This window comes from Streptomyces sp. NPDC014870 (assembly GCF_043081505.1).
Taxonomy (GTDB): Bacteria; Actinomycetota; Actinomycetes; order Streptomycetales; family Streptomycetaceae; genus Streptomyces.
The window spans coordinates 395,230-410,650 of sequence record NZ_JBIBWQ010000009.1 but is presented as its reverse complement, the minus strand read 5'-3'; the positions used below and the strand labels follow the sequence as shown (position 1 = coordinate 410,650).

Here is a 15,421-nt window from a genome sequence, read left to right as displayed (position 1 = left end):
CGCCCGGTTACATTCCGAACCCGGAAGCTAAGCCTTTCAGCGCCGATGGTACTGCAGGGGGGACCCTGTGGGAGAGTAGGACGCCGCCGAACAATCATTGTGGGAAAGCCCCGCACCATCTGGTGCGGGGCTTTTCTGCGTTCACGGCCAATTATCGGCAGGCTGCTATGAGCATGTTCGCCGCCACTGTGGCGCCGTCCGTGGGGATCAGGGCGGCCACCGCCTTCGCCCGCGCGCTCGTCTCGGGGGTCAGGGCCGTTCTGAGGGCGGTTGTCAGTGAGTCGACGGTCGGGGTGGGGCCGTCGTGGGCGGCGCCCGCGCCGAGTTGAGCGACCCGGGCCGCGAAGTACGGCTGGTCGACGAACTGGGGGACGATCACCTGCGGGGCGCCGGCCCTGGTGGCCGTGGTCGTCGTGCCCGCGCCGCCGTGGTGGACGACGGCGGCGACCCGGCCGAAGAGCTCCTGCTGGTTGACCTCGCCGACCACGAAGCAGTCGTCGCCCCCGTCGATCAGGTCCAGGTCTGCCCAGCCCCGGGCGAGCAGGACCCGGCGGCCCTGGGAGCGGACGGCCTCGACGGCCACGCGGGCGATGTCCTGGGCGTTCAGCATGGGCATGCTGCCGAAGCCGACGTACACCGGTGGTGTGCCGGAGTCGAGGAAGTCCACCAGCTCGGGCGGGAGGGGGCGTTCGTCGTGGTGGATCCACGCGCCGGTCTGCACGACCTGGAGGTCGGCGGGCAGCTCCCAGGGGCTCAGGACCGGGTCGGCGGCGAGCCAGGGGCGATCGGTGAAGACGTGATCGCGGACCCTGTCCACGGGCGGGAGACCGTGGGTGGCGCGGTGGCTGTTGAGGGGCGGGCCGTACAGCGCGTTCACGCTCGCCGCGTCCAGCTCCCACAGGACGCGGTTGTCGGTCTCGCCCGGCGGGAGGGGGTGACCCGGGCGCGAGGCGGGGGTGTAGTGCGGGGACGGCAGCGTCACCGGCTGGAAGGCGGCGTAGACATAGGGGATGCCCAGCATCTCCGCCACGGAACGGCAGCCGGTCGGCATCGCCCCCGTCGCCAGCAGGACGTCGCACCCCTCCGCCGCCCTGGCGATGGTGCTGAAATGTTCGGCGACGAGCTCGGCCGCACGCTGCGGTACGCCTCCGGGCGCGTGCGGTACCTCGCCCCTGACGAGTGCGCGGACCGGCCAGCCGAACGGGACCGTTTCGGCGCCCGTTCCTGCCAGCAGTTCGGCGAACTCGGGGTCGGGCGGCGCGCACACGCGTGCCTCGGCGCCGAGTTCCCGCAGCGCCACCGCGAGACCCGCCAGCGGTTCGATGTCGCCGCGGGACCCGTATGACATGAGCAATGCGCGCACTTCGTGACTCTCAATTCCGTTGGTTCCGGCTTGAGTCGACGATTGTGCCCGGTCATCGCCCCGGGGTCACGAGGCGGGCGTCGTAGGCCAGGATCACCGCTTGGACGCGGTCGCGGGCGCCGGTCTTGGCGAGGACGCGGCTGATGTGGGTCTTCACGGTCGACTCCGCGAGGTGGAGGCGTTCGGCGATCTCCGTGTTCGTCCAGCCCTGGCCGATGACGGTGAGGATCTCGCGTTCCCGGTCCGTGAGGGACTTCAGGCGCGCGTCCTCGCGTGGTTCGGCCGGTGTGTCGGCGGCGGTGGGGAGGTGGTGGATGTACGCGTCCAGGAGGCGGCGGGTCAGGCTCGGGGCCACGACCGCGTCCCCGCTCGCGACCGCGCGGATGCCGGCGAGCAGCTCCTCGGGCTGGGCGTCCTTGACGAGGAAGCCGCTGGCGCCGGCGCGCAGGCCCTCGTAGGCGTACTCGTCGAGGTCGAAGGTGGTGACGATGAGGACGCGGGTGCGGGCTCCGGTGGCGACGATGCGACGGGTGGCCTCGATGCCGTCGAGGCCGGGCATGCGGATGTCCATGAGGACGACGTCCGGGTGGTGGCGGTCCACGAGGCGGATCGCCTCCGTGCCGTTCTGCGCCTCGCCGACGACCGTCATGTCGTCCTGGCTCTCCAACAGCATGCGGAAGCCGAAGCGTTGCATGGCCTGGTCGTCCGCGATCAGCACCGTCGTCACGAGGGGGAGTCCTCCAGGGGGAGTCGGAGTCGTACGCGCCAGCCACCGCCGTGCGGGAGCGGTCCGGCTTCGAGTGTGCCGTCGTAGAGCTTGGCGCGCTCGCGCATTCCCGTGATGCCTTGGCCTGGGGTGGGGGAATCGGCAGGGCTCGTTCCGCGGCGGGTCGTGTTCGTCACTTCTGTTGTCACCTCCGCGTCCGTGTACGCGAGGAGGACCGTCGACTCGGCGCCGTCCCCCGCGTGCTTGAGGGTGTTCGTCAGGGCTTCCTGGACGACTCGGTAGATCGTCAGTTGCGTGCCGGCGGGGAGCGACGGGGACGTGCCCTTGGTTTCCAGGCGTACTGGCAAGCCCGCCTTCCGTACGCCGGCGATCAGGGTGTCCAGGTCGTCGAGGGTGGGCTGGGGGTCGCGTACCGCCTCGCCGCGCAGGAGGCGGCGGAGTTCGGCGAGGGCCTGGCGGCTGGTGGTGCCGATGGCGTCGAGGGCTTCGGCGGCCCGTTCGGGGTTCTTGGCGGCCGCGTAGCGTCCGCCGTCGGCGAGGCCGGTGATGACGGAGAGGTTGTGGCCGATGATGTCGTGCATCTCGCGGGCGATCCGGTTGCGTTCGGCGGCCGCGGCGAGCTGGGCCTGCTGGTCGCGCTCGATTTCCAGACGGTGGGCCCGGTCGACGAGTGCGGCGGTGTAGTCCTGGCGGGAGCGGACGGCGATGCCGAGGAGGGCGACCATCGCGTACGCCCACAGGGCGGGGACGATCTGCTGGTCCCAACTGCCCTGCGGGAAGCGGATCGCCCCCACCACCAGGGGCGGCGCGAGGAGGGCGAGGGTCCACAGGAGGGTGCGCGGGGGGAGGCGGAGCGCGATGTGGAAGACCACGATCATCTGGAGGAGGCCGGCCTGGAGGAAGGCGCCCGTCCAGTTGCTGACGAGCGCCGCGCCCGCCATCACCGCGAGGGCGGTGAGGGGGTGGCGGCGGCGCCAGAGGAGGGGGAGGGCGAAGGTCAGGCTCAGGGCCACGACAAGGACGACCGGTACGGACGGGTCCCGGGCGATGTTCCGCCAGCCGCCCGACGCGTCGACCAGTGCCGCCGCCGTCCAGAAGGCGGTGAGCAGCCCGTCCCAGACCCGGGGGCGGCGCGTGTCGAAGGCCCGTACGCGCTGGGTCTGCCGCTGGAGGTAGCGGCTGAGCGGTTCGGTTTGCGGTTCCGTTCGCGGTTCTGAGTGTGGGGCTGTCCGTGGGGCGTCGGTGTACGGGCTCACCCGGTCATCCTCATACGTCCCGTCGCCGCAGCAACAGGGCCGGAACGATCAGCGCCGCTGCGGCCCACAGGCACAGGGCGAGGAGCGCGGCGCCCGGGGAGGCCGCGTTCGGCAGTGGGGTGGCGGAGCCGAGGGCGCCTGCCGCCTGGGTGGGGAAGTACCGGATCGCCGTCTCCATGGCGTCGTACGGGAGCATCCCGAGGACCTCCGGCAGGACCATGACGCCGCCGATGAAGGCGCCGATGCCGCCCGGTACGGAGCGCAGCGCGGCGCCGAGACCGAGGGCGACGAGGCCGAGCAGGGTGACACCGGCTGCGTTGCCCGCGATGGCCGCCAGGACGCCGTCGTCGGTGAGGGAGGCGGCCTGGTCGGTGTCGGCGAGGAAGAGCTGCGCGACGAGGAAGGTGAGCAGGGCGGTCAGGAGGGAGACCGTGAAGACGGCTGCCGTGAAGACGGTGGCCTTCGCCCACAGGACGGGGGTGCGGCGCGGTACGGCGGTGAGGGACGCTCTGATCAGGCCGGTCGAGTACTCGCCCGCGGTGACCAGGATGCCGAGGACGGCGAGGCAGATGGCGCCGAGCTGGGAGCCGTAGAGGGTGAGGACGACGGTGTCGACGTCGGAGTCGCCGCCGTCCGAGGTGTACGTGGCGCCCATGAGGATGCCGACGCCGAGGAGGAAGGCGACGGAGGCGAGGACGGTGATCCAGGTGGAGCGGACCGTCCACAGCTTGTGCCATTCCGAGCGCAGCACTCGGGTGGGGGTGACGCGGTACGCGGGGGTGGTTGCCGTGGTCATGCTGCTGCTCCCTGGTATTCGACCGAGTCGTGGGTGAGGTCCATGAACGCCTGCTCCAGGGAGGCGGTCTGGGGGGTGAGTTCGAAGAGCGGTACGTCGTGGGCGGCGGCGGTGCGTCCGATGTCGGCCGCCTCCATGCCGGTGACGCGGAGGGTGTCGGTGGCCTCGGTGACGATCCGGGCGTGTGGCAGGAGCGCGCTGAGACGGTCCGCGTCGGGTGTGACGACCTTGACCGAGGCGCCGCCCGACTCCCGTACGAGCGCGTCGACGGTGGTGTCCGCGAGGAGCCGGCCCTTGCCGATGATGACGAGGTGGTCGGCGGTCAGGGCCATCTCGCTCATGAGGTGGGAGGAGACCAGGACCGTACGGCCTTCGGCGGCGAGGGACCTGAGCAGCGTACGGATCCACAGGACGCCCTCGGGGTCGAGGCCGTTGACGGGCTCGTCGAGGACGACCGTCTCGGGGTCGCCGAGGAGTGCGGCGGCGATGCCGAGACGCTGGCCCATGCCGAGCGAGAAGCCCTTGACGCGGCGACGGGCGACCTCGGTGAGGCCGGTGAGGCCGAGGACGTGCTCGACGCGGGAGCGCGGGATGCCGTGGGTGTGGGCGAGTGCCATGAGGTGGTGGTGGGCGGAGCGGCCGGGGTGGATCGAGCGGGCTTCGAGGAGCGCGCCGACCTGAGTGAGGGGCGCGGGGTGGGCGGCGTAGGCGCGGCCGCCGCTGGTGGCGCGGCCGCGGGTGGGGGCGTCGAGGCCGAGGAGCATGCGGAGGGTGGTGGACTTGCCGGCGCCGTTGGGGCCGAGGAAGCCGGTGACGGTGCCGGGGTGGACGGTGAAGGTGAGATCCTGGACGACGGTCCTGTTCCCGTACCGCTTGGTGAGTTCGTCAGCTCGGATCATGTCCACGACGCTACGGAGCGGGCCGCGGGGGATCGTCCGACCGGGGGCGGGCGTGGGAGGAGGGGCGTAGTACCGGGGTACGACGGGCCGGGGCGCGAGTGGCCCGGGAGTACGGCGGCTCGGGGCGCGTGAAAGGAGTTGTCGGGGGTGGTCGGCTGCGCGGAAGATCGGGGGCATGCGCTATCTGATACGTACGATCCGTGACGACGAGTGGGAGCGGTGCCGCGAGATCCGGCTCGCGTCCCTGCAGGACCCGGTGGCGAAGATCGCTTTTCTCGACACGTACGAGGACGCCGTGCAGCGGCCGGACGCCTTCTGGCAGGAGCGGGCGGAGGGCGCGTCCGAGAGCGGGGCGAACGTCCGGCAGTTCGTGGCCGAGGCCCCGGACGGGAGCTGGGCGGGCACGATCACGCTGCTCGTGGAGCGGCCGACGGACGAGGTCCGCTTCGGGGAGCCGGCGAAGAGCGACCAGACGCACATCGTGGGCGTCTACGTGCGGCCCGAGGCGCGCGGTACGGGTGTGATCGACGCGCTGTTCCGGGCGGGGGTGGAGTGGTCCTGGTCGCTGGCGGAGCCGGAGATCCGGCGGGTGCGGCTGTACGTGCACGAGGACAACGCGCGGGCCGCCGCCTTCTACCGGCGGTTCGGGTTCGTCGCGACGGGCGAGGTCGTGGCGGTGCCGGGGGACGACGTGGCGCGTGAGGTGGAGTACGAGGTGCTGCGGGCGGCGGGCTAGTTCCGGCGACTGGTTGCGGTGGGCCGGCTCCGGTGGGCTGGTTGCGGTGGGCTGGTCCTGCGGGGTGTGCCCTGGGAAGCTGGTGGCTCCAGCGAACTCGGGGGAAGTGTGCAGGAGTTGATGCCGGGCGACCCGGCGGCGATCGGTCCGTACCGGCTGACGGCGCGGCTCGGCGCGGGTGGGATGGGGCAGGTCTTCCTGGGCCATTCGGTCAGCGGGCGGCGGGTGGCCGTGAAGGTGGTGCGGCCGGAGCTGGCCGCGGACCCGGGGTTCCGGCTGCGGTTCCGGCGCGAGATCGACGCGGCGCGTACGGTCGGCGGCTTCTGGACGGCGCCGGTCGTGGACGCCGACCCGGAGGCCGCGGCGCCGTGGGTGGCCAGTGCGTACATCGAGGCCCCCGACCTCGGGGTCCTCGTCGAGGATGAGGGCCCCTTGGGGGAGGGGGCGCTTCGGGGGCTGGCCGTGGGGCTCGCGGAGGCGCTTGAGGCGATCCACCGGGCGGGGCTCGTCCACCGGGACATGAAGCCCTCGAACGTCCTCGTCACGGGGGACGGGCCGCGGGTCATCGACTTCGGCATCTCCAAGGCCCTGGAGGGCGGGATGACGCTGACCGGGACCGGACTCGTGGTCGGCACGCCGGGGTTCATGTCGCCGGAACAGGCGACGGGGGCGCGAGTGGGGGCGCCGAGCGACGTCTTCTCGCTTGGCGCGGTCCTGGCCTTCGCGGCGACGGGCGACGGGCCGTTCGGGGTCGGCAGCGTGCCCGCGCTGCTGTACCGGGTGGTGCACGACGTGCCCCGGCTCGACGGTGTTCCGGACGGGTTACGGGACGTGGTGGCGCGCTGCCTGGAGAAGCGGGCGGAGGCGCGGCCGACGGCGGGTCAGCTCCTGGAGCTGCTGGGCGAGGTGGCGGCGGAGCCCGTCGTCGCGCCTACGGCGGTCCTGGGCGCGGAGGACGCGGTGCCCGCACCGTCCGCTGCCCGCGAGCGGGCGGGGCGCGCCGGGCAGGACCCGGGCGCCGGGCAGGCCGGCCAAGCTGGGCAAGGCGGTCAGGCCGGTCAGGCTGGGCAAGGCGGTCAGGCCGGCCAAGCTGGGCAAGGCGGTCAGGCCGGTCAGGCTGGGCGTGCCGGGCGGGTCGCGGATGGTGATCCGCAGGCGGTGGTGAAGGCCACCACGCAGACCCTGACGGCGAAGAACTGGCTGCTTCTCGGCGCGTCGCCGGTGATCCTCGGGCTTGCGGCGCTCCCCGTCTTCGAGGCGGGCTTCGTGGCCGGGGGCATCGCCGGTGTGGTGGCCGCGGTGGGGGCGGTGGTGCTCGGGCTGCGGAGGCAGGAGCGGGAGGTCCAGGTGCGGGCGGACGCACGGGGGCTCGTGGTGATCCGTGACGGGGTGCGGTGGAGCGATGGGTGGGACCGGGTCGACTTCGTCACCCTGGTGCCCCGGGGTGGTCCCGGGCACGAATGGTCCCTGTTGGCCGCCGCGCGCGGCGGTGGTGGCAGGCCCGTACCGGCGGCCCTGAAGGGCGGGGCGGAGGCGGGCTCGCTCCGGCTCGACCTGAGGTTCCCCGACACGAGGACGGCGCGGGCACGGATCCAACAGCTCCACCTGGCCCTTGAGCGGTTCGCGGGGGCGGCCTACGAAGCCGACCGGGCGGTCCTGAGCCGTTGAACCGGACGCGACGCGCGTCGGGGGCCTTGGGCGTCGTTCGGGGTCCGTCGGTGCGACTACGGCGTGAGGAGCCGCTCCGGCCAGCGGGTGCGGGCCTGTTCGGGGGAGCGCAGGAGCGCCAGGGTGGGCATGCCGGTGTCCCCGCCGTCGGCCAGGAGCTCGGGCAGCTGGGGGAGCGGGGCCACGGCCGCGGCGTCGTCGAGGACGAGGGTCAGTGGTGGGTCGAGCCGACCGTCGGATGACCGTGCGGCCATGCGGCGGCCGTGCTCGACCACGCTTGCGGCGAGGGCGGTGAGCAGCGGCATCGCGCCGGGGCGGCTGCGCGGGTCCTCGATCGGCTCACCGACCACATAGAGCGTGCCCCCTTCGGCGACGAAAGATTCCAGCGTCAGCGAATCAGTTCGATTTGGGGTGCAGGCTTCCCTGATGTGGATCGAGGAGAGCGCGGAGAGCGCCCGCGCGGTCAACTCCTGGGCGATCTCGCGCCGTTCCGGGTGCGCGGTGAGGGCGGACTCCAGGAGGCCTGCGTGTCCGGAGGCGGCCCTGGGGTGGGTGCGGAGGATCCGTACGGGCTCGTGGGCGCCGGTGCCCTGGGCCCAGCGGTGGACCTGCTTGAAGGGGCGGTCGTCCAGGGCGGCGGCGTGCAGCCAGCAGCGCAGGAGCGTTTCCGCGGTGTCGGCCACGGCGGCGTCCAGGCGGGACGGCGGGCGTACGGGGGCGAGGAGGGCGATCGCCCGTTCCTGGGCCCTGGCCGGGTCCTCGCAGCCGGCGGACGGGGACCAGTGGAGGCGGGCGGGGGTGTCGCAGAGGTGGCCGGGGTCGTAGAGGAGGACGGGGCCGAGCTTGCCGCGGGCGTCCTTGGTGTCGGCCCAGAGGGTCGGGTCGGAGGTGACGACGAGGGCGGCGCCCTCCGCGTCCTGGAGGGCCTGCAGGGCGGCGGGTCGGCGGGTGGCGGGGGTGCCGTAGACGAGGCCGGTGCGCGGGGCCGGCGGGGCGACGGCGGGCGGGGCGGCCACCGCGGTCTCGGCGGCCGCTTCCGTCGGCCGCGGTTCGTCCAGGGGCTTCCTGGGCGCGGGCGCCACGACCTCCGTACGTTCGGCGTGCTCGGTACGTTCCGGGGCCGACCTCTTCGTATCCGGCTCCCGCTCTCCGTACGCGCCGCCCCGCCTGTCCGCCCGTACCGCCCTCCAGCGCGCCAGCGTCCCCACCACGAACACCGTGAGGACCACAAGCACCATCAGCTCACCGATGAGCAGGCCCCAGAAGAGCCCGTACCCGGACAGCTCGCCGGCCGGGGTGTCCGGCCAGGCGGCTGCCAGGTCCTGCGGCCGGCCGAGCAGTGAGCGGACGGCCATCGGGGTGCGGGTGAAGGTGACCCCGTCCGGCCAGGCGCCCTTCGCGAGCAGCGCCGCAAGACCGGTCGCCGTCCAGGCGAGGACCGTCAGGCCGACGGGGACACCGACCAGGGCCAGGACGAGCCCGTCCGGGACCCCGCCGTGCTGACGCTCCTGCGGCCCCTTCGCCGTCCGCACGCTCACGCCACCCCGGACCTGGAGGGGTCGTTCAGCTGCTGCTCCATGAGGGCCGCGCGCTGTTCCGTCTCCCACTCCAGCTCCTGGTCGACGGGCGGGCGGTCGGACGACTCGGTCATGGCGCGGTCGGTGTAGACGAGCGGGCGTTCCTTCTCGGTGATGAGGTGTTTGACCACCTGCACATTGCCGTTGACGTCCCAGACGGCGATGCCGGGGGTGAGGGTCGGGATGATCTCGACCGCCCACCGGGGCAGGCCGAGCACCCGGCCCGTCGCCCTCGCCTCGTCGGCTTTCTGGGCATAAATGGTGCGGGTGGAGGCCATCTTGAGGATCGCCGCGGCCTCCCGGGCCGCCGCGCCGTCGACGACGTCCGAGAGGTGGTGGACGACGGCGACGAAGGAGAGACCGAGGCGCCGGCCGAACTTGAGCAGCCGCTGGAACAGCTGCGCCACGAACGGGCTGTTGATGATGTGCCAGGCCTCCTCGACCAGGAAGATGCGCTTCTTCCGGTCGGGGCGGATCCAGGTGTGCTCCAGCCACACGCCGACGATCGCCATGAGGATCGGCATGGCGATGGAGTTGCGGTCGATGTGGGACAGGTCGAAGACGATGAGCGGCGCGTCGAGGTCGATGCCGACGGTGGTCGGGCCGTCGAACATGCCGCGCAGGTCGCCGTCGACGAGCCGGTCGAGGACGAGCGCGACGTCCAGGCCCCAGGCGCGGACATCGTCTATGTCGACGTTCATCGCCTCCGCCGACTCCGCCTCCGGGTGCCGGAGCTGTTCGACGATGTCGGTGAGGATGGGCTGGCGGTCGGTGATGTGCTCGTTGACGTAGGCGTGGGCGACCTTGAGCGCGAAGCCGGAGCGCTCGTCGAGGCCGTGGCCCATCGCGACCTCGATGATCGTACGGAGCAGGGCCAGCTGCCCGGTCGTGGTGATCGACGGGTCGAGCGGGTTGAGCCGGATGCCGGCGTCGACGGCGACCATCGGGTCGAGGCGGATGGGAGTTATCCCCAGCTCCTGCGCGATGAGGTTCCACTCGCCGACGCCGTCCTCGCCCTGGGCGTCGAGGACGACGACCTGCCGGTCGCGGAACCGCAACTGCCGCAGGACGTAGGTCTTCTCAAGGGCCGACTTGCCGTTGCCGGACTCGCCGAGGACGAGCCAGTGGGGGGCGGGGAGCTGCTGGCCGTACAGCTGGAAGGGGTCGTAGATGTACCCCTTGCCGCTGTAGACCTCGCGGCCGATGATCACGCCGGAGTCGCCGAGGCCGGGGGCGGCCGTCGGCAGGTAGACGGCCTGGGCCTGGCCGGTCGAGGTGCGGACGGGCAGGCGGGTCGTCTCCACCTTCCCGAAGAGGAAGGAGGTGAAGGCTTCGGTGAGGGCGGAGAGTGGATCTCGCATGTGCACGGGCCCCTTAGCGGCTGGCGTGGCTGGCGGCTAGTGGCGGGTGGCTAGCGGCGGATGCCGGTCGCGAACGGCAGGGTGTTCACAAAGGCCCGGTGGTGCTCGCGGTCGCACCACTCCAGCTTCAGGTACGACTTGCCCGCGGAGGCCCTGATCGTGCGCTTGTCCCTGGCCAGGGCTTCGGGGGAGCGCGACGACACAGTGATGTACCCGACGAGGTTGACCCCTGCCGCGCCGCTGGCGAGATCTTCACCCCGCTGGTCGAGCCGGCCGTGGGCGGCGATGTCGCGCGGGTCGACCGTGCGGTTCATCTTGGCCTGGCGGGAGGCCTCGGCCTCGTCGTTGGTCTTCTCGGTGAGCATGCGCTCGATGGCGACCTCGGTGGGTTCGAGATCCATCGTCACCGCGACCGTACGGATCACGTCGGGGGTGTGGACGAGGAGCGGTGCGAGGAAGTTGACGCCGACGGGGGTCATCGGCCACTCCTTCACCCAGGCGGTGGCGTGGCACCAGGGGGCGCGGGTGGAGGACTCGCGGGTCTTGGCCTGGAGGTAGGTGGGCTCCATGGCGTCGAGTTCGGCGGGCCAAGCGTTTCGTTTCGTCATGGCCTGGATGTGGTCGATGGGGTGGTCCGGGTCGTACATGGAGTGCACGAGGGACGCGAGCCGGGACTGCCCGAGGGGCTGCCGTACGCGGATGTCGGCCTCGGCGAGCCGGGCGCAGATGTCGGTGAGCTCGCGGGCCATGACGACGGCGAGGCCGGCGTCGCGGTCGAGCCTGCGGGCGCCGGAGGTGTGGCGGGCGGCGCGGGCCATGGCGTTGGCCTCGGCGGCGAGTTCGCGGGTGTAGTGCATGCACGCGACGAGGTAGGCGCGGTGCTGCTCGCTGGAGGTGGAGACCATCGACTGGAGCTGCTCGTACGACTCCTGGAGCCAGCCGGGGGCCTGGACGTCGCCGCGCTGGGCGACGTCCTTGGCGTGCGCGTCGGGGTCGGCGGGGAGGGTACGGGCGAGCATCTGGAGGCGGGTGACGAAGCCGTCCCCGTTGGCGACGTGCTTGAGCAGCGTGCCGAAACGGTCCACCAGGGCTTCCTGGTCCTCGCTGTCGCGCAGGCCGACACCGGGGCCCTCGATCTCGATGGCGGCGGTGACGGTGCGGCGGTCGGCGTGCAGGAGGACGGCGATCTCGTCGGGGCCGAAGGGCGCGGAGAGCCAGTTGATCCGGCCGATGCCGGGGGGCGGGCCGATCTCGACCTCGCGGCCGTCGAGCCGTACGCCTGCTTCGGCGGCGGCGGAGCGGTACGCGGTGCCGCGCTTGAGGGACCGCTTGTAGCTGCGGTTGATTTCGAACCACTTGTAGAAGGTGCGGTGCTTGTACGGGACGTACACGGCGGCGAGCGCGAGGACGGGGAAGCCGACGAGCAGCACGATCCTGAGGGTGAGGGCGGGGACGAGGAGTCCGCTCATCATGCCGAGGAAGGCGCCGGCGATGATGAGGGCGATCTCGCCGGTCTCGCGGTTCTTGCCGACGATCGCGTTCGGCCGGGCTCGGCCGATGAGATACGTACGGCGGGGCGCGACCGGCTGGGACTGGGTCGTCAACGCCCTCCACCTCCTGTGCTTCCTGTGGATCCGGTGTTCCTGCGGCTGCTGTGCGGGGTGCCCGCGGTGGGGCTGCTGCTACGCGGCGGGGGTGCGGCGGAGGGGACAGGTCCGCCGCCGCCCCCGGCGTTACCGGCGCTGCCGCGGCTGCTGTGCGCGGCGACTCCGCCGGAGAGCGGGTTGGCGGGGCGCGGGGCGCCGCCGCTGTTCTGGTTGCCGCCTCCGCCGTCGCGGGTGCTGTGGGTCTTGATGCCCTGCGAGACGAGGGAGGCGGGGGAGGAGAGGACGGCCGCGGCGGCGTTCTCGCCGGCGCGGTGGATGCGGTTGTTGCGGGAGGCGACGATCTCGTCGCCGAATCCGGGGACGAAGCGGTAGATCATCGCGGAGGCGAAGATCGCCAGGAGGATGATCGCGAGCCCGGAGACGACGGCGGAGAAGGAGTCGGGGCCGGTGCCGGAGGAGAGCGCGCCGGCGAGGCCGAGGACGATCACGATGACCGGCTTGACCAGGATGATCGCGATCATGATCCCGGCCCAGCGGCGGACGTGGCCCCACATGTTCTTGTCGACGAGGCCGGAGTAGACGACGACGCCGAGGAGGGCGCCGACGTAGAGCATGACGGCGCGCAGGAAGAGCTCGAGGTAGAGGACGCCGGCGGCGAGGATGCTGACGAGCGAGACGATGATCAGCATGATCGGCCCGCCGCCGATCTGGTCGCCCTTCTGGAGGGCCTCCTTGAAGCTGCCGAAGAAGACGTCGGTCTGCTGACCGGTGCCGGCGGCGATGACTTCGGTGACGGCGTCGGTGGCGTTGACGACGGTGTAGAGGATCAGCGGGGTGAACGCGGAGGCGAGGACGGTCAGCCAGAGGAAGCCGATCGCCTCGGAGAGCGCGGTGGTGAGGGGCACGCCGCGCATGGCCCGCTTGGCGACGGCGAGGAGCCAGAGGAGGAGCGTGAGGAAGGTGGCGGCGGCGAACACGATGGCGTAGCGGCCGAGGAACTCGAGGTTGGTGAAGTCGACGTCGGCGGTCTCTTTGACGGACTTGGAGAGCGCGTCGACGATCGACACGGCGGCGTCGGCGCATCCGCGGGCGAGGGAGGCGAGGGGGTCGAGGGAGGCGGTGGGGTCGGGGGCGGTGCGACCACCGCCGGTGCCGGCTTCGCCGTTCTCGCAGTAGTCGCGGGCGGGGCCGCGGATCAGGTCGCAGGGGTTGTTGCTGGGGCTGGGCGTGGGGGTGGGCGTCGGATCTGCGAAGGCGCGGCTGGACCACACGATGGCGATCGTCTGGACGGAGCCCGCTACCGCGGCGACGGTGAGGGCTCGGCGGGAACGCTCAACGGGCATAGGTGAACCCTCCGAACTGGTCGACGGCGTCCGCCATCTCCTCCGCGCTGGACGCCGTTTGGTCGCGGCCGACCGGCACGGGCCCGTCCTTCTGCTCGAAGTCCGTGACCTTCCAGTCGCCGCCGACCCACCGGAGCTGGTACGTCGTCGTGTACCAGCTCTCGCTCACGGGGTTCTGCGAACCCTCGCCCGCGAGGCCGAACAGCGAGGAGTACCAGACGGCGACGGTCGCCCGGTCACCGTCGAAGCTCTCGATCTTCGAGCCGACGGGGATGACACGAGAGATGAACGTGAGCCCGTTGGGCGCCTTCCCGTCCTCCTGGAGGCCGATACGCGTCAGGAACCCCTTGTCGGCGTACACCTTGTCGAGGGCGCCCTGCCGCGCGGCGGCGATGTCCGGGGCATACACCGCGTCGACGATCTCGTGGCGACGAGCGGTGTCGAACATGTAGGCGGAGCCGAGAGGAATCGCATAGTTCGACGCCGCACTCTGCGCCCCCTGCTCGTCCCGGGCGAACCCCGTCGGGATCGTGCCGTTCTTGCCGGTGACCGGGCGGACGCCCGTCGCGGCTGTGGGGGCCTGTTTGCCCGGGGTGTTGGAGGAGGCGGAGGTGTTGTCCGTGCCCGCCTCGCCGTCGCCTCTGTTCGCGAAGGCGATCGCGGCGATCAGCAGGACCACCACGCCGACCGCCCCGATCAGTGAGCGTGAGCCGCGCGGGCGGCGTGCGGGGGCGTACGGGTCGCCCGTGCCGCCCTCGGGGAGACGTGTGCGGGTCTGGCCGGAGCCGCCCATGCCGCTGCTGCCGAAGCCGTCGTTGTCGTCGCCGAGGCTCATGGCGAGCACGCCCTCTCAACCCTGTGGTGACTGGACATCAGGAAAGGAACCGACCTCGGAAGTCAGACGGCCATCCCGTACACGATCGTGAAGAGCGTCCCCAGCGAGCCGATGATGAAGACGCCGGTCAGGCCGGCCACGATGAGGCCCTTGCCCTGTTCCGCGCTGAAGGTGTCGCGGAGTGCGGTCGCGCCGATGCGCTGCTTGGCCGCTCCCCAGATGGCGATGCCGAGGCAGAGCAGGATGGCCACGGCCATCACGACCTCGATCATCACCTTGGCTTCATTGCCCAGGCTCCCGAAAGGCCCCCAGTTCGGGGCGATTCCACCGATGATGGTGGTGATGTCGCCCTCTTCGGCCGCCAGGTACATGTAACTCACCGCCCCTGTTGGGTAGTTCGTCGCCCCTGCCCGATGGCATGGGTCATCGCCCTATCTTCGCTGATGAAACCGCTCGCGTGTGACGGCTTGACGGCTCTCTTTACCCGATCCCCGCACATCTGACCGGTCCGGCCGTCTTGACCTGCGACGGCGTGGCCGGTTTCGGTGCGAGGACGCGTATGGTCACTCTGTGTATCACGGAGGGTGACTCCGGGCAATGACTGTCGTTGTTGCACTCTTGGGGTGGTGGCGCGGCAGGTCAGGCGTAGGACGCGACCAGGCGCGAGAGGTGACGGCCCGCCAGGAGCAGCGGGGTCTCCGAGTGGGTGACCTGTGCGGTTACCTCCGCGCCTTCCAGGGTGTTGATGACCGTCTGTGCGAGGTCGCGGGCCTCGGGGTCGGGGAAGCCGCAGCCGAGGAGCTTGTCGGTGACGACGCGCTGCCAGATCAGGAACGCCTCGGCGCAGGCGCGTTGGATGGCGTTGTCCGTGCCCAGGGTCTCCAGGGCGGCCGCGGTGACCGGGCATCCGTCGATCCAGCCGGAGTCGCGGAGCTCGCGGGCCAGGAGGCGGGCGCAGGCGTCGACCGCGGCGGCGGGGTCGTCCTCGCCGTCGAGCGCGGTGCGCAGCATCGCGGCGAACTCCTCCCGGCTGTGCGCGATCGCCTCCACCGCCACGGCCTCCTTGCCGCCGGGGAAGAAGTGGTACACGGAGCCGAGCGTGGCCTCGGCCTCCTGGGCGATCTGCTTGATACCCGTGCCGACGTAGCCCTGGCGCTGGATGAGGCGGGCGGCGGTCACGACGATCCGCTCGCGGGTGCCGGTCGTGCTGGTCTGCATGCGGTGATTCTAGCGAGGTCCGGTCAATAAGTAGA

The 15,421-nt window shown here is 71.8% G+C and carries 14 protein-coding genes and 1 rRNA gene; 3 read left to right on the top strand and 12 right to left on the bottom strand.

Annotated features, from left to right (window positions below; genetic code table 11):
• A 5S ribosomal RNA gene (rrf, locus tag ACF09C_RS26710) occupies positions 1-92 on the top strand; the annotation flags it as partial.
• Positions 93-151: 59 nt separating this feature from the next.
• On the opposite strand, the gene ACF09C_RS26705 is transcribed toward rrf, so the two are convergent.
• The 5 genes from ACF09C_RS26705 to ACF09C_RS26685 all read right to left on the bottom strand — a co-directional run bounded on the left by ACF09C_RS26705 (position 152) and on the right by ACF09C_RS26685 (position 5,041).
• Complete coding sequence (locus ACF09C_RS26705) at positions 152-1,348, bottom strand: glycosyltransferase (RefSeq protein WP_392094948.1); 1,197 nt, start codon at positions 1,346-1,348, stop codon at positions 152-154.
• Between the two features lie 67 nt (positions 1,349-1,415).
• A complete protein-coding gene (locus ACF09C_RS26700; RefSeq protein WP_392094946.1) occupies positions 1,416-2,090 on the bottom strand; it encodes a response regulator in 675 nt (224 codons plus the stop codon).
• Positions 2,087-3,346, bottom strand: coding sequence for a sensor histidine kinase (locus ACF09C_RS26695; protein WP_392094944.1), 1,260 nt, complete (start codon positions 3,344-3,346; stop codon positions 2,087-2,089). Before ACF09C_RS26695 ends, ACF09C_RS26700 begins: the two co-directional genes overlap by 4 nt.
• 10 nt (positions 3,347-3,356) lie before the next feature.
• The gene (locus tag ACF09C_RS26690) at positions 3,357-4,142 is read right to left on the bottom strand and encodes an ABC transporter permease (RefSeq protein WP_392094942.1); all 786 of its coding nucleotides are present in this window, start codon (positions 4,140-4,142) and stop codon (positions 3,357-3,359) included.
• A complete protein-coding gene (locus tag ACF09C_RS26685) occupies positions 4,139-5,041 on the bottom strand; it encodes an ATP-binding cassette domain-containing protein (protein WP_392094940.1) in 903 nt (300 codons plus the stop codon). Before ACF09C_RS26685 ends, ACF09C_RS26690 begins: the two co-directional genes overlap by 4 nt.
• A gap of 175 nt (positions 5,042-5,216) precedes the next feature.
• Here ACF09C_RS26685 and ACF09C_RS26680 point away from each other — a divergent pair, with 175 nt between their 5' ends.
• On the top strand, positions 5,217-5,777 hold the full coding sequence (locus ACF09C_RS26680; protein ID WP_392094938.1) for a GNAT family N-acetyltransferase: 561 nt from the start codon (positions 5,217-5,219) through the stop codon (positions 5,775-5,777).
• A gap of 120 nt (positions 5,778-5,897) precedes the next feature.
• Positions 5,898-7,445, top strand: a complete 1,548-nt coding sequence (locus tag ACF09C_RS26675; RefSeq protein WP_392094937.1) for a serine/threonine-protein kinase — start codon at positions 5,898-5,900, stop codon at positions 7,443-7,445.
• A gap of 56 nt (positions 7,446-7,501) precedes the next feature.
• Here ACF09C_RS26675 and ACF09C_RS26670 read toward each other — a convergent pair whose 3' ends face one another.
• The 7 genes from ACF09C_RS26670 to ACF09C_RS26640 form a co-directional block, all read right to left on the bottom strand.
• Positions 7,502-8,977 (bottom strand): type IV secretory system conjugative DNA transfer family protein, encoded by a 1,476-nt coding sequence (locus tag ACF09C_RS26670; RefSeq protein WP_392094987.1) that lies wholly within the window; start codon positions 8,975-8,977, stop codon positions 7,502-7,504.
• Positions 8,978-8,979: 2 nt separating this feature from the next.
• The gene (locus ACF09C_RS26665) at positions 8,980-10,383 is read right to left on the bottom strand and encodes an ATP-binding protein (protein WP_392094936.1); all 1,404 of its coding nucleotides are present in this window, start codon (positions 10,381-10,383) and stop codon (positions 8,980-8,982) included.
• A 50-nt stretch (positions 10,384-10,433) separates the two neighbouring features.
• A complete protein-coding gene (locus tag ACF09C_RS26660) occupies positions 10,434-11,987 on the bottom strand; it encodes an SCO6880 family protein (RefSeq protein WP_392094934.1) in 1,554 nt (517 codons plus the stop codon).
• Complete coding sequence (locus tag ACF09C_RS26655) at positions 11,984-13,333, bottom strand: hypothetical protein (RefSeq protein WP_392094932.1); 1,350 nt, start codon at positions 13,331-13,333, stop codon at positions 11,984-11,986. Before ACF09C_RS26655 ends, ACF09C_RS26660 begins: the two co-directional genes overlap by 4 nt.
• Positions 13,323-14,168 carry a hypothetical protein gene (locus tag ACF09C_RS26650; protein WP_392094985.1) on the bottom strand — a complete coding sequence of 282 codons (846 nt, stop codon included), beginning with the start codon at positions 14,166-14,168 and terminating at the stop codon, positions 13,323-13,325. Before ACF09C_RS26650 ends, ACF09C_RS26655 begins: the two co-directional genes overlap by 11 nt.
• 62 nt (positions 14,169-14,230) lie before the next feature.
• A complete protein-coding gene (locus tag ACF09C_RS26645; protein WP_260230621.1) occupies positions 14,231-14,539 on the bottom strand; it encodes a hypothetical protein in 309 nt (102 codons plus the stop codon).
• 268 nt (positions 14,540-14,807) lie between these two features.
• A complete protein-coding gene (locus tag ACF09C_RS26640; RefSeq protein ID WP_392094930.1) occupies positions 14,808-15,386 on the bottom strand; it encodes a TetR/AcrR family transcriptional regulator in 579 nt (192 codons plus the stop codon).
• Between the last annotated feature and the right edge of the window lie 35 nt (positions 15,387-15,421).

Coding starts and splice junctions, on each gene's coding strand:
- ACF09C_RS26665 (WP_392094936.1), bottom strand. CDS start 10,383: ATGCGAGATCCACTCTCCGCCCTCACCGAAGCCTTCACCTCCTTCCTC.
- ACF09C_RS26655 (WP_392094932.1), bottom strand. CDS start 13,333: ATGCCCGTTGAGCGTTCCCGCCGAGCCCTCACCGTCGCCGCGGTAGCG.
- ACF09C_RS26650 (WP_392094985.1), bottom strand. CDS start 14,168: ATGAGCCTCGGCGACGACAACGACGGCTTCGGCAGCAGCGGCATGGGC.
- ACF09C_RS26645 (WP_260230621.1), bottom strand. CDS start 14,539: ATGTACCTGGCGGCCGAAGAGGGCGACATCACCACCATCATCGGTGGA.
- ACF09C_RS26705 (WP_392094948.1), bottom strand. CDS start 1,348: ATGTCATACGGGTCCCGCGGCGACATCGAACCGCTGGCGGGTCTCGCG.
- ACF09C_RS26640 (WP_392094930.1), bottom strand. CDS start 15,386: ATGCAGACCAGCACGACCGGCACCCGCGAGCGGATCGTCGTGACCGCC.
- ACF09C_RS26680 (WP_392094938.1), top strand. CDS start 5,217: ATGCGCTATCTGATACGTACGATCCGTGACGACGAGTGGGAGCGGTGC.
- ACF09C_RS26685 (WP_392094940.1), bottom strand. CDS start 5,041: ATGATCCGAGCTGACGAACTCACCAAGCGGTACGGGAACAGGACCGTC.
- ACF09C_RS26675 (WP_392094937.1), top strand. CDS start 5,898: ATGCCGGGCGACCCGGCGGCGATCGGTCCGTACCGGCTGACGGCGCGG.
- ACF09C_RS26690 (WP_392094942.1), bottom strand. CDS start 4,142: ATGACCACGGCAACCACCCCCGCGTACCGCGTCACCCCCACCCGAGTG.